The 22,297-nt window shown below is 41.1% G+C and carries 12 protein-coding genes; 1 reads left to right on the forward strand and 11 read right to left on the reverse strand.

Annotated elements, in window-relative coordinates; genetic code table 11:
• Positions 1-81: 81 nt before the first annotated feature.
• The 3 genes from rpoC to pbp1b form a co-directional block, all read right to left on the reverse strand.
• Positions 82-3,720 (reverse strand): DNA-directed RNA polymerase subunit beta', encoded by a 3,639-nt coding sequence (rpoC, locus tag E3C75_RS01100; RefSeq protein ID WP_111679735.1) that lies wholly within the window; start codon positions 3,718-3,720, stop codon positions 82-84.
• A gap of 100 nt (positions 3,721-3,820) precedes the next feature.
• Positions 3,821-7,402, reverse strand: a complete 3,582-nt coding sequence (gene rpoB, locus E3C75_RS01105; RefSeq protein ID WP_014622007.1) for a DNA-directed RNA polymerase subunit beta — start codon at positions 7,400-7,402, stop codon at positions 3,821-3,823.
• A gap of 360 nt (positions 7,403-7,762) precedes the next feature.
• Positions 7,763-10,186 (reverse strand): penicillin-binding protein PBP1B, encoded by a 2,424-nt coding sequence (gene pbp1b / locus E3C75_RS01110; protein ID WP_023909985.1) that lies wholly within the window; start codon positions 10,184-10,186, stop codon positions 7,763-7,765.
• Between the two features lie 101 nt (positions 10,187-10,287).
• Here pbp1b and tyrS point away from each other — a divergent pair, with 101 nt between their 5' ends.
• Positions 10,288-11,544, forward strand: a complete 1,257-nt coding sequence (gene tyrS, locus E3C75_RS01115) for a tyrosine--tRNA ligase (protein ID WP_084829139.1) — start codon at positions 10,288-10,290, stop codon at positions 11,542-11,544.
• Between the two features lie 126 nt (positions 11,545-11,670).
• Here the strand turns inward: tyrS and ilvC are convergent, their stop codons facing one another.
• The 8 genes from ilvC to thrC form a co-directional block, all read right to left on the reverse strand.
• On the reverse strand, positions 11,671-12,693 hold the full coding sequence (gene ilvC, locus E3C75_RS01120; RefSeq protein WP_002952054.1) for a ketol-acid reductoisomerase: 1,023 nt from the start codon (positions 12,691-12,693) through the stop codon (positions 11,671-11,673).
• A gap of 75 nt (positions 12,694-12,768) precedes the next feature.
• Entirely contained in the window at positions 12,769-13,245 is a 477-nt protein-coding gene (ilvN, locus tag E3C75_RS01125) for an acetolactate synthase small subunit (RefSeq protein ID WP_084830840.1), read from the reverse strand.
• Complete coding sequence (locus E3C75_RS01130; RefSeq protein WP_071417494.1) at positions 13,238-14,938, reverse strand: acetolactate synthase large subunit; 1,701 nt, start codon at positions 14,936-14,938, stop codon at positions 13,238-13,240. The genes ilvN and E3C75_RS01130 overlap by 8 nt, the downstream gene beginning before the upstream one ends.
• Positions 14,939-15,071: 133 nt before the next feature.
• Entirely contained in the window at positions 15,072-16,793 is a 1,722-nt protein-coding gene (ilvD, locus tag E3C75_RS01135; protein WP_100262277.1) for a dihydroxy-acid dehydratase, read from the reverse strand.
• Positions 16,794-16,962: 169 nt separating this feature from the next.
• On the reverse strand, positions 16,963-18,630 hold the full coding sequence (locus E3C75_RS01140) for a DAK2 domain-containing protein (protein ID WP_162173394.1): 1,668 nt from the start codon (positions 18,628-18,630) through the stop codon (positions 16,963-16,965).
• Positions 18,630-18,995 (reverse strand): Asp23/Gls24 family envelope stress response protein, encoded by a 366-nt coding sequence (locus tag E3C75_RS01145; protein WP_011681698.1) that lies wholly within the window; start codon positions 18,993-18,995, stop codon positions 18,630-18,632. Before E3C75_RS01145 ends, E3C75_RS01140 begins: the two co-directional genes overlap by 1 nt.
• Before the next feature lie 109 nt (positions 18,996-19,104).
• Positions 19,105-20,394 (reverse strand): MATE family efflux transporter, encoded by a 1,290-nt coding sequence (locus E3C75_RS01150; protein ID WP_084829145.1) that lies wholly within the window; start codon positions 20,392-20,394, stop codon positions 19,105-19,107.
• Between the two features lie 57 nt (positions 20,395-20,451).
• On the reverse strand, positions 20,452-21,936 hold the full coding sequence (gene thrC, locus E3C75_RS01155) for a threonine synthase (RefSeq protein WP_100262278.1): 1,485 nt from the start codon (positions 21,934-21,936) through the stop codon (positions 20,452-20,454).
• Positions 21,937-22,297: the final 361 nt, after the last annotated feature.

Below are 22,297 nucleotides of genomic sequence, written 5' to 3' on the forward strand. Positions count from 1 at the left end.
TCACATATAGCAAGAATAGAAGCGTTTTTGATGATATAAATACAAAAAGAACCCACATTTGTGAGTTCTTTTGTTTTAGTCTTAGTCTTCAGATGATTCCACAATTGCTTCATCAACAGCAATGTTTTCAATAACTTCAACTTCGTTAACTGCAAGTGGTTCAATGTTACGGTAGCGAGCCATACCTGTACCAGCAGGGATAATCTTACCAATGATAACATTTTCTTTAAGACCAATAAGATGATCTTTCTTACCACGGATAGCTGCATCTGTAAGCACACGTGTCGTTTCTTGGAAGGAAGCCGCTGATAAGAATGAATTTGTTTCAAGTGAGGCTTTAGTAATACCAAGAAGGACTGGACGAGATGTTGCAGGAACACCACCAGAGATAACAATATCCTTGTTAGCATCTGTGAAGTCAGAAATGTCCATAAGTGTACCTGGAAGGAGATCTGTATCACCTGGATCCATAACACGTACTTTACGAAGCATTTGACGAACCATTACTTCGACGTGTTTGTCACCGATTTCTACCCCTTGGCTACGGTAAACTTTTTGCACTTCTGCAAGAAGATAAGTTTCAACTGACAAGGTATCACGTACTTCAAGGAGACGTTTCGGTTGGATTGATCCTTCTGTCAAGGCCTCACCACGGTGTACTTCGTCACCAACTTCTACTTTCATACGAGCTGTAAATGGAACGACATATTCACCCATTCCAGTCTTACCTTGAACGAAGACTTTCTTAGTACGTGTCGCAGCATCTTCTTCGATTTCGATAACAGTACCCTTTACTTCAGTAATAACCGCTTCCCCTTTAGGGTTACGTGCTTCAAAGATTTCCTGGATACGTGGAAGACCCTGTGTGATATCGGTGTTTGAGGCTACCCCACCGGTGTGGAAGGTACGCATGGTAAGCTGTGTACCTGGTTCCCCGATAGATTGGGCAGCGATAGTACCAACTGCTTCACCAACTTCAACCGCATCACCTGTTGCCAAGTTGATACCGTAACAGTGACGACAGACACCGTGACGAGTGTTACATGTAAAGACTGAACGGATAGTTACTTCTTCAACACCAGCATTGACAATAGCTGCAGCCATATCTTCAGTAATCAAAGTATCTGGACCAACGATAACTTCGCCAGTTTCAGGATGTTTAACAGATTTCTTAGTGTAACGACCAAAAAGACGTTCTTCAAGAGTTTCTGTTACTTCTTTACCATCAGTAATGGCACGAATAACAAGACCACGGTCAGTTCCACAATCGTCTTCACGAATGATAACGTCTTGGGCAACGTCAACCAAACGACGAGTAAGGTAACCAGAGTCGGCAGTCTTAAGGGCTGTATCGGTCATACCTTTACGCGCACCGTGAGTAGAGAAGAACATTTCCAAAACGCTCAAACCTTCACGGAAGTTTGAAAGGATAGGCAATTCCATGATACGTCCGTTAGGAGCAGCCATCAAACCACGCATACCGGCAAGTTGAGAGAAGTTAGAGATGTTACCACGAGCTCCTGAGTCCATCATCATAACGATTGGATTCTTAGGATCTTGTGTCTCAATCAGACGTTTTTCAAGTGCTTCTTTCGCTTCACGCCATGTTGTTGTAACAGCAACATAACGGTCATCTTCTGTCATCAAACCACGACGGAAAGCTTTGTTAATTTCTTCAACACGGTGGTGAGCAGCATCGATAATTTCTTGTTTGTTATCGATAACTGGGATATCGTCGATACCCACTGTCAATCCAGCAAGTGTTGAGTAGTAGTAACCAAGGTCTTTCAAACGGTCAAGGAAAGCTGATGTTTCAGTTGTACGAAGACGTTTGAAGATTTCAGCAATGATGTTACCAAGATGTTTCTTCTTGAATGGCGCATTAATTTTCAAACTATCGATAACTGTTTGGATATCTTGGCCCGGTTCAAGGAAGTATTTATCTGGTGTACTATCTGTCAAGTTCTCATTTGTTGTTTCTTGAAGATATGGAATTTCTGATGGAATGATTGAGTTGAAGAGAATCTTACCAACAGTTGTTACTAAGATTTTGTGAAGTTGGTTTTCTTTCCAAGGTTTATCAGGCATGCTGTCGACTGCAATACCTACACGGCTATGCAAGTGAACATAACCATTATGATAAGCCATAACTGCCTCATCAATATCCTTGAAGATCATACCTTCACCTTCACGGCCTTCATCTTCCATTGTCAAGTAATAGTTACCAAGAACCATGTCCTGAGATGGTGTTACGACTGGTTTACCGTCTTTAGGGTTAAGGATGTGTTCTGCCGCAAGAAGGAGCAAACGTGCTTCAGCTTGAGCTTCTTCAGACAATGGAACGTGGATGGCCATTTGGTCACCGTCAAAGTCGGCATTGTAGGCCTCACATACCAATGGGTGAAGACGAAGAGCCTTACCATCAATCAAGACGGGTTCAAAGGCCTGGATACCCAAACGGTGGAGGGTAGGTGCGCGGTTAAGAAGCACTGGGTGTTCCTTGATAACATCTTCAAGAATATCCCAAATACGTTCATCACCACGCTCAACCATACGTTTAGCAGCTTTCACGTTACCTGCGTATTCACGCGCAACGATTTCACGCATAACAAATGGTTTGAAAAGTTCGATGGCCATCAAACGGGGCACACCACATTGATACATTTTAAGTGTTGGACCAACGGCAATAACGGAACGGCCAGAGAAGTCGACACGTTTACCAAGCAAGTTTTGACGGAAACGACCTTGTTTACCTTTAAGCATGTGGCTCAAAGATTTAAGTGGACGACTACCTGGTCCAGTAATTGGACGACCACGACGTCCATTATCAATAAGAGCGTCTACCGCTTCTTGCAACATACGTTTTTCGTTTTGCACGATGATACCTGGAGCACCCAACTCAAGCAAACGAGCCAAACGGTTGTTACGGTTGATAACACGACGGTAGAGGTCGTTCAAGTCAGATGCTGCAAAACGTCCACCGTCCAATTGAACCATCGGACGAAGATCTGGTGGCAATACTGGCAATATGTTAAGCACCATCCATTCTGGTTTATTACCAGACTTGTAAAAGGCATCAAGAACGTCCAAACGACGAACTGCTTTAAAACGTTTTTGACCAGTTGCTGTCTTCAACTCTTCTTTGAGTTCAGCAATTTCGGCTTCCAAATCTACTTGTTTCAAGAGATCTTGGATAGCTTCTGCACCCATTTTAGCGACAAATGAACCATGACCATACTCTTGCAATTTTTCACGATATTCACGTTCAGTCAAGAGAGATTTTGGCTCAAGCGGTGTTTCCTTTGGATCGATAACCACGTAAGCTGCGAAGTAAATAACTTCTTCAAGTGCACGAGGACTCATATCCAAAGTCAATCCCATACGAGAAGGGATTCCCTTGAAGTACCAGATATGTGATACTGGTGCTTTCAACTCGATGTGACCCATACGTTCGCGACGAACCTTAGCACGTGTTACTTCAACACCACAGCGGTCACAAACGATCCCTTTATAACGGATACGTTTGTATTTCCCACACGCACATTCCCAGTCTTTAGTAGGGCCAAAGATCACTTCGTCGAACAGACCTTCACGTTCTGGTTTGAGCGTACGGTAGTTGATTGTTTCAGGTTTCTTAACCTCACCATAAGACCATGAACGGACCTTAGTTGGTGAAGCTAGTGTAATTTGCATACTTTTAAATCGATTTACGTCAACCACTAGTATTACCTTTCTTTTGTTCTATTGACAATAGCAGCGCTATTTTCACCTTTATCAGCTACCTTAGCAGAGAGATTTAACTCCCTCTCTAAAGCTTATTTTATTCTGTTTTATCTAAAGCTTCTTCTTTAGCTTTTTCTAATTCAGCAGCTTCTTTGGCTTGTTGTACACGTGCTTTTTCAAGATCATCAACGTGCATGACGTCATCATCTTCACCTTCATCAAGATCACGCAATTCAACTTCATAGTCATCCTCATCAAGAACACGCATATCAAGACCAAGTGATTGCAATTCTTTAACGAGTACTCGGAATGATTCTGGTACACCTGGTTTTGGAATAGGTTTTCCTTTAGTGATAGCTTCATAGGCTTTCAAACGTCCGTTAACGTCATCTGACTTGTAAGTCAAGATTTCTTGAAGAATGTTTGAAGCACCATAAGCTTCAAGAGCCCAAACCTCCATCTCACCGAAACGTTGTCCACCAAATTGTGCTTTACCACCAAGAGGTTGTTGGGTAACGAGTGAGTAAGGACCTACCGAACGAGCGTGAAGTTTATCATCTACCATGTGGTGAAGTTTGATCATGTACATGACACCAACTGACACACGGTTATCAAATGGTTCTCCTGTACGTCCATCGTAAAGGATTGTCTTAGCATCACTATCCATACCAGCTTCACGAACAGTATCCCAGAGATCTTCTGAGCTTGCCCCATCAAAGACTGGTGTTGCGATGTAGATACCCAAGTTACGAGCAGCCATACCAAGGTGAAGTTCCATAACCTGACCAATGTTCATACGTGATGGCACCCCAAGAGGGTTCAACATGATGTCAACTGGTGTACCGTCTGGAAGGTAAGGCATGTCTTCAACAGGAACAATACGAGAAACAACCCCTTTGTTACCGTGACGACCAGCCATCTTATCTCCGACCTTGATTTTACGTTTTTGAGCGATGTAAACACGAACAAGCATGTTAACACCTGATTGCAATTCATCACCGTTTGCACGTGTAAAGATTTTAACATCACGAACGACACCATCACCACCATGAGGTACACGGAGTGATGTATCACGCACTTCACGAGATTTATCACCAAAGATAGCATGGAGAAGACGTTCTTCAGCAGAAAGGTCTTTTTCACCCTTAGGTGTTACCTTACCAACAAGAATATCACCCTCTTTAACCTCAGCACCGATACGGATAATACCCATTTCGTCAAGGTCTTTAAGGGCTTCTTCACTAACGTTTGGCAATTCACGTGTGATTTCTTCAGGTCCAAGCTTTGTATCACGTGTTTCTGATTCGAATTCTTCCAAGTGAACAGATGTATAAACATCGTCTTTCACTAGGCGTTCACTCATGATAACAGCATCCTCGAAGTTATAACCTTCCCATGTCATGTATGCGACAATAGGGTTTTGACCGAGGGCCATTTCTCCACCTTCCATAGATGGACCATCAGCGATAAAATCTCCTTTTTCGACAATATCACCAACCTTAACCAAAGTACGTTGGTTATACGCAGTACCTGAGTTTGAACGACGGAATTTTTGAATAGTATAGACGTCAAGAGAACCATCTTCACGACGAACTTCAACCTTATCGGCATCAGAATAGACAACTTTACCATCATGTTTAGCGATAACTGCAGCACCTGAATCGTGGGCAGCTTGATATTCCATACCAGTACCAACAAATGGTGCTTTTGGATCAATCAATGGCACAGCTTGACGTTGCATGTTGGCACCCATGAGGGCACGGTTAGAGTCATCGTTTTCCAAGAAAGGAATACATGCTGTCGCAACGGCAACTACCTGTTTAGGAGAAACATCCACGAAATCTACAAGGTGTGATGGGTACTCTTGGTTAACACCTTGGTGACGACCCATGACAATTTCTTCTGCAAATGTTCCATCTTCGTTCAATTTAGAGTTAGCCTGAGCAACTATGTACTCATCTTCTTCGTCGGCAGTCAACCAAACCACTTCGTTTGTTACTTTACCAGTTGCACGGTCAACCTTACGATATGGTGTTTGAATGAAACCGTACTTGTTAAGGCGTCCGTATGTAGACAAGTTATTGATCAAACCAATGTTAGGTCCTTCAGGTGTTTCAATTGGACACATACGACCGTAGTGCGTGTAATGCACGTCACGAACTTCATATCCGGCACGGTCACGTGTCAAACCACCAGGTCCCAAGGCTGACAAACGACGTTTGTGTGACAACTCTGACAATGGGTTGTGCTGGTCCATGAACTGTGACAACTGTGAAGAACCGAAGAATTCTTTAACAGCTGCAGTTACAGGACGAATATTGATGATTTGTTGTGGTGTCAAGGCTTCATTATCTTGAACTGACATACGTTCACGCACGTTTCGTTCCATACGAGCCAAACCAATACGGAATTGGTTAGCAAGCAATTCACCAACGGCACGGATACGACGGTTACCAAGGTGGTCGATATCATCTACTTTACCGATACCTTCAGCAAGGTTGAGGAAGTAGCTCATTTCAGCCAAGATATCCGCTGTTGTCAAAGCATGAACTTTATCATCTGGATTGGCATTACCAACAATTGTAACCACACGATCTGGATCATTTGGTGCAACGACCTTGAATTTTTGAAGAACAACAGGTTCTGTAACCACTGCATAATCGTTTGGTGTGTATACAAATTTGTTCAAATCACCGTCCAAGTGTTCTGCGATTGAATCAATCACATCACGTGTCATTTCAGTCCCAGCTTCAACAAGGATTTCACCTGTTTCAGGATCTACCAAGTTTTCAGCAATTGTTTGCCCCAAAAGACGCGTCTTGATGTTAAGTTTTTTGTTAAGTTTGTAACGACCAACAGCAGCCAAGTCGTAACGACGTGGGTCAAAGAAACGAGCTACAAGCAAGCTACGTGAGCTGTCAGCAGTTTTTGGTTCACCTGGACGAAGTCTTTCATAAATTTCTTTAAGCGCTTCATCAGTACGTGAATCTGCTGGATTTTTGTGGATATCTTTTTCAATAGTGTTACGAACCAACTCGCTATCACCAAAGATATCAACAATTTCGTCATCACCTGAGAATCCAAGTGCACGCACAAGCGTTGTGAATGGAATCTTACGCGTACGGTCGATACGAGTGTAGGCGATGTCTTTTGAATCAGTTTCAAGCTCAAGCCATGCCCCACGGTTAGGAATAACTGTTGATCCGTAACCCACTTTACCGTTTTTATCGACCTTATCGTTAAAGTAAACACCAGGTGAGCGCACCAACTGAGAAACGATAATACGTTCACCACCATTGATGATAAAAGTACCCATCTCAGTCATAATTGGGAAATCTCCGAAGAAGACTTCCTGAGTTTTGATTTCACCAGTTTCTTTGTTAATAAGACGGAAAGTCACAAAGATTGGTGCTGAGTATGATGCATCATGGATACGAGCTTCTTCAAGTGTATACTTAGGTTCCTTCAATTCATAACCAACAAATTCCAATTCCATGGTGTCTGTGAAGTTTGAAATAGGAAGTACATCCTCAAAAACCTCTTTAAGACCAGTATCTAAGAATTCTTTGAATGAATCCGTTTGGATTTCAATCAAGTTTGGTAAATCAAGAACTTCTTTGATTCTTGAAAAACTACGACGGGTACGATGCTTCCCGTATTGAACGTCATGTCCTGCCAAGTCTTCTACTCCTTTTCTACATTCGAGACCTGCTTTGCAAGTCGTGCACTTTAAATATTTGTCTCCTGCCTTTTTTGGTTGCTTGTCCCGATAACAAGTGATTAGATATTAACATCGACTTATCGGATTAACGATAAGCGATAACTTTAATATGTGAATTTTTAGAACTTTTAAATATTCATTACAAAATCCAAAAACCCTAAAAATAAGCACAAAAATAGCAGCTAAATCTGACCGAAAAAACGTTGATTTAACTGCTGTATCTCTTGATTGGACAATATTTCAATCAAATAAGACGACAAATAGTTGTCTATATTGTACCTAAATTTTAACTATTTTGCAAGTATTATTTGAGACAGCCTAATGTTCTCCAAGAATACTAGACCAAGCTTTTTGGTAGTCACTATCCGTTCCACCAATGGCAAACTTGTAGATTGTATCGCCAGGTCCATTTTTAGCCCAATAACTATCAACCATTTCACCACTTACGGAGACATTACGGCCATTGACCGATACCGTTGCTGGCTTAAGGCCTGTCGACTTGAGCACACTTGCCTTAATGGCGCTTGAATCTATATTAAACTTATCTCCCGTTTTGAAAATACCTGGATTAGCATTATAGATGGCTGAAGTCAAACGAGCCATATATTGGGCATTGTAAGTGTAACCCGTTTTAGAATTGGTAGGTGCATTGTCATCATAACCAGCCCAACCCCCAAGGGTAATGCCAGGCGTCGACACAACCAACCAAGCATCAGCAAAGTTATCAGTCGTCCCTGTTTTACCCATCCAGTCAGCTGAGGCCGCTGCACCATTGACATTTTTCAACTCCGAATAAAATTGGGTTGTCGCTCCCTTAACCACAACTTCTTTAAGTAAGTTATCCATAATGCTAGCCGTAGCCCTTGTAAAGACCTGAACCCCTTTAGATTTATGTTGATAAATAACCTCACCAGTGCTATCAGTAATACTATCAATCATATAACCTTTTTCATAAACACCGCCATTTGAAAGCATTTGATAGGCGTTTACCTGCTGAGCAACAGTAGTTTCAATCCCACCACCAAGGGGCAGACTCTCAATATTGTAGTTAGCAATCTTATAACCCATCTTGGTCATATAGCCCTCAACGTCAACATCATGATGTTGAAGCATTTGATAGGTCCAAAAGGCAGGAATATTCCACGACGTATTAAGCGCCTCTTGCAAATTCATCATGGCCGTTCCCTTATCGCCATCATGAAGAATCGGTGTCCCACCTGTAAAATTAGTTGGATAATTTGAAAGGATACTTGAGCTACCCATTAAACCTTGGTCAATGGCAATTCCATAAGCAATAATAGGCTTAATAGAAGATCCAGGAGAACGAGCAGTATCAAAGGCATGGTTATTCTGGTTATTCTCATAATTACGACCACCAACAAATCCTAAAATCGCTCCAGTCGCATTGTCCATGAGTACATTTCCAACTTCGACCCCGTTATTTCCACCCTGATCAAGTAGATCTCCATATTGGTTCGCAGTATCTTGCATCGCATGGTAGACAGCATTGTCAATTGTTGTCTTAACATGATAACCACCTGTTTGTAGCTCTCGGAGAGCCATCTCACGGTAGGCTTCCTTTGTCTTATCATTTTTCAAATCTTGACTTGATACCTTGTCACGCTTCACCAAATAATCATACATGATATCTTGAGCTTCAGACATGACTGAATAGTACAAATAGTCATGACTGACAGCATCTGGATTCTCACCAGCCTTGAAATCTTTAGTAACGTCATAACTCTTATAACTTTCGTATTGTGACTTATCTAGGTAACCGCCTCGATAGAGATTGTAGAGCACATCTTTCTGACGTGCCAAGCCATAGGAAAGATCTTTTTCATTTTTTAGTTGACCATCCGCAGTATAGGGTGAATAGACAATCGGGCTCTGTGGTAAACCTGCCAGATAAGCTGCCTGAGGAACTGTCAAATCTGCAGCAGAGACCCCAAAGATCCCTTGTGCAGCCTCTTCGATACCAGCAATATTTTTCCCCTTGTTGTTACGACCAAAAGGAGAAACATTCAGATAATCAGTTAAAATTTCATTTTTCGAAGCATGACGTTCCAGTTGTAGTGCATAGATAATCTCTGCCGCTTTACGTTTAAATGTTGGAGTATCTCCTGTAACCTGTTGTTTTATCAACTGCTGTGTTAGGGTTGAACCACCACTAGAGGAACCTACCCCCAAGACTGAAGATACCAAGGCTCTAAAGACAGCTTTTGGTACAACCCCCTTATGCTTATTGAAATTTTCATCCTCAGTAGCAATAATGGCATTTTTAACATTATTAGAAATTGCATCACTTTCAATAGGAGTTCTAAGCAGGTCCGTATCAATATCAGCAATCTTTTTAGAATCAGAATAACTCATCGAAGACACCAAACTAACCTCGCCAATCTGATTCAACAAGGTTTTATCCTTAATCAATGGAACAGACTGTATCTGACTGCCCAGATAACCCAAGCCAAGCCCAGCACCAAACAAGGTTAAGACGATAATGACCACATAAAAGAAATCAGACAAGAGCTTTAATGTCTTTAAAAAAACATCAGCCATGTCTAAGACTGTTACTCTGTCTTCAGGCGACTTCTCCGCTTTCTTACGATTCCACTTAGATTTAATTCCAGCCTTCCTTGCTTTCAAAGATTTATCTCTTTTTTTAAAATTGAGGCCGGCAAACTTTTCACGAAAAACCTTCCCTAACCGTCTAAAATAATTTATTATTTTTTCAAAATTCATAGAAATACCTCAAGGCCTATTATAGCAAACTTTGACAAAGCTTGCATAGGGTTGCTTTCTTTTGGTATAATGGTGCAGAATATACTTTACTGGAGAATATCATGACAATTTTTGAAGAACTAAAAGCACGTGGCTTGATTTTTCAAACCACAGATGAAGAAGCCCTTGTAAAAGCCTTTGAAGAAGGGCCAGTCTCATTCTACACCGGTTATGACCCAACAGCAGACAGTCTCCACCTTGGACACCTCGTCGCTATCCTTACTAGTCGTCGCCTTCAATTGGCTGGCCACAAACCTTACGCCCTCGTTGGGGGTGCGACAGGTTTGATTGGTGACCCATCATTTAAAGATGCTGAGCGTAGCCTCCAAACCAAAGAAACCGTTGAAGGTTGGGTAGAAAAAATCCAAGGCCAACTCTCTCGCTTCCTTGATTTTGAAAATGGTGATAACAAAGCCGTTATGGTCAACAACTATGACTGGTTTGGTTCAGTTAGTTTCATCGATTTCTTGCGTGATGTCGGTAAATACTTCACAGTTAACTACATGATGAGCAAGGAATCTGTTAAGAAACGTATCGAAACAGGTATCTCTTACACTGAGTTCGCTTACCAAATTATGCAAGGTTACGACTTCTATGAACTCAATGCTAAATATGGCGTAACCCTACAAATTGGTGGTTCTGACCAATGGGGTAACATGACAGCAGGTACTGAGCTCTTGCGTCGTAAAGCGGACAAATCTGGACACGTAATCACAGTTCCACTTATCACAGATTCAACTGGTAAAAAATTCGGCAAATCTGAAGGCAACGCTGTCTGGCTTGACGCTACTAAGACAACACCTTACGAAATGTACCAATTCTGGCTTAACGTTATGGACGATGATGCCGTTCGTTTCTTGAAAATTTTCACTTTCTTGTCACTTGAAGAAATCGAAGAAATCGGTAAAGAATTTGACCAAGCTCGTCACCAACGTTTAGCACAAAAGGTTCTGGCTCGCGAAGTTGTTACTTTGGTTCACGGTAAAGAAGCCTATGAACAAGCTGTTCACATCACCGAACAACTCTTCGCTGGTAACATTAAAGCCCTCTCAGCACGTGACCTTAAAGTTGCCCTCAATGGTGTTCCAACCTATGAGATTTCAGCAGATGAAAATCTTAACATTGTTGAACTTCTCGTCAATGCTAAAATTTCACCATCTAAACGTCAAGCACGTGAAGACGTGCAAAACGGTGCTATCTATATCAACGGTGAACGCGTGCAAGACTTGGATTACACTCTTTCAGATACCGATAAGATTGACAATGAAATCACTGTTATCCGTCGCGGTAAGAAGAAAAACTTTGTTTTAACTTACTAATTTATGACCATTCTCACTCCCTAGTGGAGTGAATTTTTTTTACACACAAAGCCATAAGCTTAACACCTAACCACTTTCTTAAGAACACAAAAAACCAGCACTAGGCTGGTTTTTGAGACTATCACATTAGTTATAGATTTTGAATGCATCATCGTCGTTTTGACCAACGAATGGCATTGCTTTACGCAATTCAGCACCAACTTTTTCGATTTCAAGGTTAGCAGCTTCTTCACGGTAAGCAGTAAGTTTTGGACGTCCAGCTTTATAGTCGTTAACGAAGTCATTAGCGAATTTACCATTTTGGATATCAGCAAGAACTGCTTTCATGTTTTCTTTAACTTGTTCAGTGATAACACGTGGACCTGATACATAGTCACCGAATTCAGCAGTGTTAGAAATTGATTGACGCATTTTCTTGAATCCACCTTCGTAAATCAAGTCAACGATTAATTTCATTTCGTGAAGTACTTCAAAGTAAGCCAATTCTGGTGCATATCCAGCTTCAGTCAAGACTTCAAAACCAGTTTCGATAAGGGCAGTCAAACCACCACAAAGAACTGCTTGTTCACCAAACAAATCTTCTTCAGTTTCTTCTTTGTATGTTGTTTCAAGAAGACCTACACGTGCTGCACCAATACCTTTACACCAGTCCATAGCGATGTCTTTAGCGTTACCTGTGGCATCTTGGTATACTGCGTAAAGGGCAGGTACACCAAAACCTTCTTCAAATGTACGACGTACCAAGTGACCTGGTCCTTTAGGTGCACACATAAATACATCAACATCTGCTGGTACTTTAATAAATTCAAAGTGGATGTTGAAACCGTGAGCAAAACCAACAGCGTTACCAGCTTCAAGATTTGGAGCGATTTCTGCTTCGTAAAGTTCTTGTTGGATTTCGTCTGGAGCCAAAATCATGATAACATCAGCCAATTTAGTTGCTTCTGCTACTGTGTAAGTATCAAAACCATCTTCTTTAGCTTTATCAAATGATTTACCTGGACGAACACCGATGATAACATCGTGACCTGTATCACGCAAGTTTTGTGAGTGAGCGTGACCTTGTGAACCGTAACCAATAACGGCGATTTTTTTACCATCAAGTGCTGGTACTTTTACGTCTTTTTCATATTCCATTTGAACTGCCATAGTAGTATATCTCTTTTCTAAAATAATATTTAATTGCCTTTTTAAGGCTAGGTTAACAAATTTATAATGGATTTTTTAATCACGGGTAAATCCAGTAGCACCCGTACGAGCAACATTCTTGATACCGTAAGGTCGAATAACTCGTAGAAGCGCCTCACTCTTTTCAGCATTTCCAGTCATCTGGATAGTAATAGAGCTTGGTGCAACATCCACCACCGAAGCACGGAAAGGTTGAATGATTGCCAAGATTTCAGCACGTTTAGAAGTTGGTGCCGACACCTTAACCAAGATAACCTCACGTTCCAAGTGGGGTACATCAGTGATGTCACGAATGCGAATCACATCAATCTGACGATTAAGCTGTTTAATAATCTGCTCAACCTCATTATGAGAATTCACATCAATGATAATTGTAATACGTGAAACATCAGGATTTTCCGTTGCTCCAACGGAAATACTCTCAATATTGACCTGACGGCGTGAAAGCACTCCAGTGAAACGGTTAAGAACACCTGATCGGTTCTGAAGTTTAGCTGTTAATATTCTACGCATTGAACTTCACCCCCAACATTTCATGATTACTTTTACCAGCTGGAACGATTGGCAAAACATGCTCTTTACGAGAAATATCAACCTCGATGAACATTGGCACATCCTCTTTGATAACTTCCAAATCCTGATCAATCGTTTCTGGATTATCAAACTTATAAGACTTAATCCCATAAGCTTGAGCCATCAGTTGAAAATCAGGAAGAGCATTAAAGACAGACTCTGATGTACGCCCTTCGTAGAAGGACTCTTGCCATTGACGTACCATACCAAGTGAGTGGTTATTCAACATAACAACCTTGATTGACACCTTGTAAATATTTAAAATAGCCAATTCTTGGTTCGTCATTTGGAAACCACCATCACCAACAAAGAGGATAACTTCTTTATCAGGATTAGCAATTTTAGCACCAATTGCTGCTGGAACACCAAATCCCATAGTTCCAAGGCCACCTGATGTCACCAATTGACGCTCATTTTGATATGGATAATACTGAGCTGTCCACATTTGATGTTGCCCAACGTCAGTGACAACAACTGCATCACCCTCGGTCAATTCACCGATACGCTCGATAACCGCCTGAGGCTGTACCATACGTTCTTTCTTATCGTAAGAACGTACACGCTCTTTATCTTTTTTGACTTTTTCAATCCATTTTTCAGTGTTATTCTTAACCACTGGTTCTGCTAAGAGCATTTCAAGAGCTTGCTTGGCATCACCAACAACTGGCAAATCTACCGCAATAATCTTGCCAATCTCAGCCGGATCCACATCAATATGAACAACCTTTGCATTCTTAGCAAATGTTTTTGGATTACCTGTCAAGCGGTCATCAAAACGACAACCTATGGCAATCATAAAGTCAGCATCAGTCATAGCAATATTAGCTGCATACGAACCGTGCATACCACCCATACCCAAAAAGAGGGGGTGACTAGTAGCAATTGTTCCCTGACCTAGAAGACTTGTAACAACAGGAATTTGGTAGCGTTCTGCAAAAGCAACTAGCTCCTTAGCAGATTCAGAATAAGCCACTCCACCTCCAGCTACAATAACCGGCTTCTTAGCTTTACCCAACTGTTTCAAGATTTTATTAATTTGCATCTCGTTTGGTCTTAGCGTCGGTTGGTAACTTGGAAGATTGATTTCAGGATCGTTGATGAAGGTAGTTTCCTTAGCTACAACATCTTTTGGAAGGTCTATAACAACCGGACCAGGACGTCCTGTCGTTGCGATATGAACCGCTTCTCGAATAATACGAGGAATATCAGCCGTATCACGAATCTGGTAGTTGTATTTGGTAATTGGCATGGTAATTCCGACAATGTCAGCTTCTTGGAAGGCATCTTTACCAATACCTGATGTTGCTACCTGACCCGTAAAGACCAGAAGAGGTACACTATCACTCATAGCATCTGCAATCCCAGTAATAGCATTCGTTGCACCGGGACCACTCGTTACAAGAGCAACACCAAGTTTCCCAGTTGATTTAGCATAACCTTCAGCTTCATGCAGGCTTCCTTGCTCATGACGAGACAAAATATGATTAATCTCTTCATTTTTGTAAATAGCATCATACAAAGGAAGAACCGCTCCGCCAGGATACCCAAAAATGGTTGAAATCCCAAGTTCGAGAAGTGTATCAAGAATCAAATCAGCACCAGAGCGTGCTTCTTCAAGTTCAATTTTCTCCACATGGACCTCCTTTAACAATTGTTTTTTTCGAATTGTCTAAAAATTCAAAACCTTGTATACTATAATAACATTTTTAACTAAATTTGCAAGGGTTTCAGAGAAAAATATCACAAACTCTTCGGAAATAATATTCTTAGTTTTTTTCTTGTGCCTGACGTTCTGCTTTACGTTCTTCAAATTCTTCATCACTCATAAGAGTTCCTCCGACATTAGCTGATTTAGCAAAAGCAGTGTAACGGCGCAACCAGCCACTTGAGATCTTAGATTTGAAAGGCTTCAAGTGCTTACGGCGTGCTTCAAGTGTCACATCATCAACGAGCAAATCAAGGGTACGATTCGGAAGATTAATCACAATTTCATCCCCATCTTCAATCAGAGCTATATTGCCACCTTCCGCAGCTTCTGGAGATACGTGACCAATAGCAATACCACGAGTTGCTCCTGAGAAACGACCATCAGTAATCAGAGCAACATCCTTGCCAAGACCGCGGCCTACAATCTTAGAGGTTGGCGCTAACATCTCTGGCATACCAGGACCACCCTGAGGACCTTCGTAACGAATGACAACAACATGGCCCTTCTTAACTGTTCCATTATCAATCAATTCAAGAGCTTGAGCTTGTGAATCGCAACAAATAGCCTTACCACGGAAAGTTTTAACGGATGGATCTACACCACCAACCTTGATAACAGCCCCATCCTGAGCAATATTTCCATAAAGGATAGACAAACCGCCAACCAGTGAAATAGGTTGCTCGATTGGATGGATAATTTCTTCATTTTTGATTTTAGCACCAGCTACATTTTCTTTTAAGGTTTTACCAGTAACCGTAATACGATCACCCTTAATGGCACCTTTCTTGATCAACTGATTAATAATGGCTGGAACACCACCTGCTTCATGTACATCATGCATGGTATAGATGCTGGAGGGAGCAATTTTAGAGAGATAAGGTGTCTTCTTAGCAATATCATTAATGTCCTTAAGGTCATAGTCAATACCAGCCTCACGCGCAATAGCAAGGGTATGAAGAACGGTATTGGTTGAACCACCCATAGCCATATCTAGAGCAAAAGCATCATCGATGGCTTCTTTGGTCACAATATCACGTGGGCGAACATTATTTTTGATGTTATCCATTAATTTTGTGGCTGCTTGACGAACCAATTCACGACGTTCGTCTGAAACAGCTAGGATAGTACCGTTACCTGGAAGGGCAAGACCCAAAACTTCCATTAAACAGTTCATTGAGTTAGCAGTAAACATTCCTGAACATGAACCACAAGTTGGACAGGCATTTTTTTCTAAATAATCAAGCTCTTCCTTGCTCATATCTCCAGACTGGTAAGTACCTACAGCTTCAAACAAGCTTGATAAAGTAGCCTGATGACCAGTCATATCAACGCCACCCTTCATAGGTCCACCTGAACAGAATACCGCCGGCACATTAGTACGCATGGCTGCCAAAATCATTCCTGGTGTAATCTTATCACAGTTTGGGATATAGAACACACCGTCAAACCAGTGGGCATTAATAACGGTTTCTGCAGCATCAGCAATTAATTCTCGTGAAGGGAGGCTGTAACGCATCCCAATATATCCCATGGCAATCCCGTCATCCACACCAATAGTATTAAACTCAAAAGGAATACCACCAGCTTCACGGATAGCCTCCTTGGCAATATCCGCTAATTCACGTAGGTGGACATGTCCTGGAACAATATCAATATAAGAATTACAAATAGCAATAAAGGGCTTTTGCATATCCTTAGAAGATTTAACCTGTCCAGTCGCATACAAAAGGCCACGTGCTGGTGCTTTATCAACACCAACTTTGATCATATCACTTCTCATGATCTTACCTTCAATCTATAAAATTTCTTACAACATATGTTACCACTTTGGAAGGTAATGTCAATTAATTTTCGGAATATTTCTGTAATTCCAAAAAATGACTTTTTAGTATCGAAACTATTTAAACAAAAAAGGAAGCCCTAAGACTTCCAAAATGATTATTTTTAAATTATTCAACGCTAAAGATATATGGGTACACAGGTTGGTCCCCTTGGAAGATTTCAACTTCGATATCTTCATGAATCTCTTCCAATTTTTCAGCGAGCGCTTGTGCTTGTTCTTGATTGCCTTCTTCGCCGACGTAAATCATAACAATTTCGCTGTCTTCGTCAATCATCTTTTCAAAGGTATCAAGAAGGGCTTGATCCATATCTGGTGTAGATACAAGAATCTTACCGTCTACCATACCAAGGATATCATTTTCATGAATTTCAAGGCCATCAATAGTTGTGTCACGTACTGCCAAAGTCACGCTACCACTTGTTACATCCGAAAGACTAACTGTCATAGCTTCAACATTAGCTTCGATACTTTGGTTTGGATCGAAAGCAAGCAAGCTTCTAAAGCCTTGTGGAACTGTACGTGTTTCAACAACAGCCGCATTAATATTCACTACTTCAGTGGCTGATTGTGCTGCCATAAAGATGTTTTTATTATTTGGCAAGATGATAACATTCTTGGCATTAACCTGCTCAATAGCCTTAACGATATCCTCCGTTGATGGGTTCATTGTTTGACCACCTGAAATCACATAGTCAACTCCTTGTGATTTAAAGATATCTGCAAGTCCATCTCCGGCAACAACTGCAATAAAGGCAAAGTCTTTAGGAGCAGAAGGCGAAGCTTGAATGGCTGCTGCTTTTTGAACTTGTGCATCGTGTTGTTTACGCATGTTTTCAACCTTAACTTTGACAAGAGCACCATATTTAAGGCCTTCTTGCATGACAAGACCCGGATCCTCTGTATGGACGTGAACTTTTACAATTTCATCGTCGTTAACAACAAGGAGAGAATCCCCAAGATTACTCAAGTAATTTTGAAACTCCTCATAGTCAAAGTCTCTCACATAAGTTGGACCTTGTTTGAGACCAATCACGATTTCCGTACAGTACCCGAAGGTAATATCTTCTGTTGCAACATGACCTGCAACTGCCTTATGATGTTCTGCATTGATCATCTCTGTCATAGTAGCTGGTGTCGCTTGGAAGTCCTCTGAAGCGATATACTCACCTGTTAGGGCTGACAAGAAACCTTCATAAATAAAGACTAAACCTTGACCACCTGAGTCTACTACACCAACTTCTTTCAATACTGGAAGCATCTCTGGTGTCTTAGCCAAAGCGGCCTTAGCTCCGTCAAGAGCTGCACGCATAACCTCAACAGCATCATTAGTAGACTCAGCTTTCTTAATCGCTGCTGAAGCTGCACCACGTGATACTGTAAGGATTGTTCCTTCGACAGGTTTCATAACAGCTTTATACGCAACTTCAACACCTGATTGGAAGGCGTGAGCTAGATCTTGGCCGTCAAGTTCCGTTTTATCCTTGATGCTTTGACCAAAACCACGAAACAATTGTGACGTAATAACACCTGAGTTACCACGGGCACCCATCAAGAGACCTTTAGACAAAATCTGACCAACTTCACCAACTGTTGAAGCTGTTTGATCTGCGACAGCTTTGGCTCCATTATCCATAGTCATTCCCATGTTAGTTCCAGTATCTCCATCTGGTACTGGGAAGACATTGAGTGAATTCACATATTCTGCTTGCTTACCTAGACGCGTTGCTGCTGCTTGGACCATCTCCTGAAGTAAGCTTGTTGTAATTTTAGACACTAGTTTTCTCCTACGACTTTGATATTTTGAACGTAAACATTTACTGCCTCTGTCTTAATACCGAGTTGATTCTCAAGATTAAATTTCACACGTTCTTGAATATTTTTTGAAACCTCACTAATCTTAACACCATAACTCATAACAGTGTAGACATCCACAGCGATACCTGCATCAGTAGATTTCACGACAACTCCTTTTGCGTAGTTTTCTTTTCCAAGAAGTGCTTGAAAATTATCTCGGATAGCACTCTTACTTGCCATACCGACAACGCCAAAAATTTCTGTTGCTGAACCGCCAACTACTGTTGCGATGACATCATCTGACAATTCGATTTGACCATCTTTTGTATTGATTTTTACAGTCATAATTACTACCTCAAAAAGTTTTTATCAGTTTATTCTATCATATTCGAGACTACTTGTAAAAAATAAGAAGAAGATACCTTTTAAATAAAAGCATCTCCCCATCATGTTATTATCTAAACTGTCTCTTTGCGAGATAATGACGATACATCACGTAGAGAAAGATCGCACGCCATATATTATCAACAACCGTTGCAATCCAGACACCTGCAAGGCCCATTCTCAAACTCACTCCTAGGAAGTAGCCTGAGAAAATTCGGATTAGCCACATCCCAATAGTCGTTGCGTAAAAAGGTATCTTGGCCTTCCCAAGACCTTGCCAGGCTGCTGTGAAGACTAAAGTCGCCGAAGTTACGGGATTTCCTAGGAATGAATAAAGAATAACGACCTGACTAGCAGCAATAGCTACTTTGTTATCTGTAAAGAAACTTGACAAGCCCCGGCCAAAAAGTAAGATGCTTCCAGAAACCAAAACCATCAAGAAAGTTGAAATCCAGTAAGACTCTCGTATAATACGCTTCATCTGCGCCGTATCCCCTCGCCCCAAACTATTGGCAACCAAGATAACCGTGGCTGTAGCTACCCCCATACCTGGCATATAGTTAAACTGGGTGAGATTTTCACCAATGGCATTACCACCAACAACTGCTGTACCAAAGGTAACGATGATGGCCACTATAACAACATCCCCTGCACGCATCATCAACCGCTCACCTGCTGCTGGTAGAACAATTCCCAACAATTCCTTGTTAAAAGGTTTGGTAACTTCAAACTGTTTCACATCCAATTTCATTGCAGTCCATAATATGACTGTCCCAACTAGGCGAGAAAAAACCGTAGCTGTAGCTACCCCAATAATCCCCCAATGTCCAACAAAAATAGCCAAAGAAGATAGAAGAGCGTTAAGAAGATTGGTCAAAAGACTGACGACCATGGAAATACGAGGACGTCCCTTGGCTCGTAGTATGTTACCAAAGGTAGTCATCAAAGCCAGAAAGATCACACCTCCACCGACTATAGCCAAATAGAGGCTGCCAGCCTGAGTCACAGATTGCTCAGTTCCCAGAAGATTAAGAATGGCTCCACCAAAAAAAATGGAGAGTAGACCCAAGACGATACTAAGAGCAAGAGTAATAATAATAGCATCCCAGATATCCCTGTTAGTCGCTTTAACGTCTCCTTTTCCTAGGCTTCTAGCAATGACACTAGCACTCGAAGCCCCCAGCGCAATGAAGATAGCCTGATAAATCGTAATGATATTATTGGCCACGGAAACCCCCGATATAGCAACAATACCAACCTGAGCTACTAGGTAAGAATCGACAATCCCCATCAACATTTGTAAGAGGTTCTCAGCCATAGCCGGTAAGGCTATGTTTAAAATTTTCTTTGTTTCTGTCATAATATTTTCTTTTATATTGATAAAAATAGGGCTGATTTCTCAGCTCCTATTTTTTTCTTATACACCAAGATAGCTCTCAACTGCTTTCTGCATATCAGCTGCAGCAACAACTGTTTTATGGCGAACTTCTGCACGTTCAAGTCCATCTACAGCAGCTGGGATATCTACTCCTGAAAGTTGGTGCAAGTCTTCTACCGCCTTGAAGTCATCACCACTATCTTTACCAGTAACAGCTGAAACCGCTACACGTGGGAACTTGTATGGACTAGCTGTTGAAGCGATAACTGTTGGTGTGTGATCATCTGTCTTTTGAACGTATGCTTCGTAAACAGCTGAGGCAACCGCTGTGTGAGGATCTTCAATATACTTGTCTTCTTCATAAACACGTTTGATTTCAGCAGCTGTTTCATCCTCAGTTGCAAATCCCGCTGCAAACAAATCAAGGATACCTTTATCTGCATCAGCCAAAGTGTACTCACCTTTAGTCACAAGCGTATCCATAAGCTCTTTAGTCTTAACCGCATCATTACCAAGGAGATGGAAAATCAAGCGTTCTAGGTTAGAAGATACCAAAATGTCCATAGAAGGACTTGTCGTTACCTTGAAGTCACGTTTCTTGTCATAAGTACCTGTTGCAAAGAAGTCTGTAAGGACATTATTTTCGTTAGAAGCACAGATTATTTTACCAACTGGAACACCAATTTGACCTGCATAGTAAGCCGCCAAGATGTTACCAAAATTTCCTGTTGGTACTGTGAAGTTAACCTTATCCCCATTTTTGATATGACCTGCCTTCACCAACTGCGCATAGGCATACACATAGTAAACCACTTGTGGTACCAAACGACCAATGTTCATTGAGTTAGCTGATGAGAATTGCATATGATGAGTCAACAATTTCTCACGCAAATCAACATCGTTAAACATACGTTTCACATTTGTTTGGGCATCATCAAAGTTACCATCAATTGCAATAACATGAGTATTAGCACCTGCTTGAGTTGTCATTTGCAATTCTTGGATTTTTGAAACGCCATCTTTTGGATAAAAGACAATAATTTCAGTTTCAGGGACATCTGCAAAACCAGCCATGGCAGCTTTACCAGTATCACCTGATGTCGCTGTCAAAATAACAATTTTGTTATCAACACCTTGTTTCTTAGCTGATGTTGTTAGCAAATAGGGCAATATTGAAAGCGCCATATCTTTGAAAGCAATGGTAGAACCATGAAAAAGCTCAAGGTTGTAATGGTTTTGAAGTTTGACCACTGGAGCAATGGCAGCTGTATCAAACTTATCATCATAAGCATTTGTGATACAGTAATCCAATTCTTCTTCAGTAAAATCATCCAAGAAAGCAGACAAAACTAATTTAGCAACTTCTTGGTAAGAAGCATCTTTCAAGTGATCAAAGTCTAAAGTAACTTCAGGTGTTGTCAGTGGAGTAAACAAGCCACCATCTGTTGCCAATCCTTGAAGAATAGCCTGACTAGCTGTTACTTTATTGTTTTCGTCACGTGTTGATTGGTATACAAGTGTCATGGTAAATCCTCTTTTTTAGATAGTCTTTGACTCTATTGTAGCATAATTGTCAGAAAATTTCTACACATATTGTAACTTGTGAGAGAATCATTCGGATTTCACTTGTTTAATTTCATTTAAATATCGGAAAAAATCCGGAATTTCTATCCCAGATTTTCTTTTAAAATTTATCTTTGGTATCATTCTTAGTTGAAAAATTGATATCTTTTGATTTACCCTCACCACACTATTCTTTGAAGTTACTGTGTCCCTTGATTCTTTTAATTTTTGACCAGGATTGAAGTAAACAGTTACCATCCTATCAACATTAAATCTCTTTAAACTTATTAGTCGCTCTATTCCCTTCATATGGAGACCCTTG

It is taken from the genome of Streptococcus thermophilus (assembly GCF_010120595.1).
Classification (GTDB): domain Bacteria; phylum Bacillota; class Bacilli; order Lactobacillales; family Streptococcaceae; genus Streptococcus; species Streptococcus thermophilus.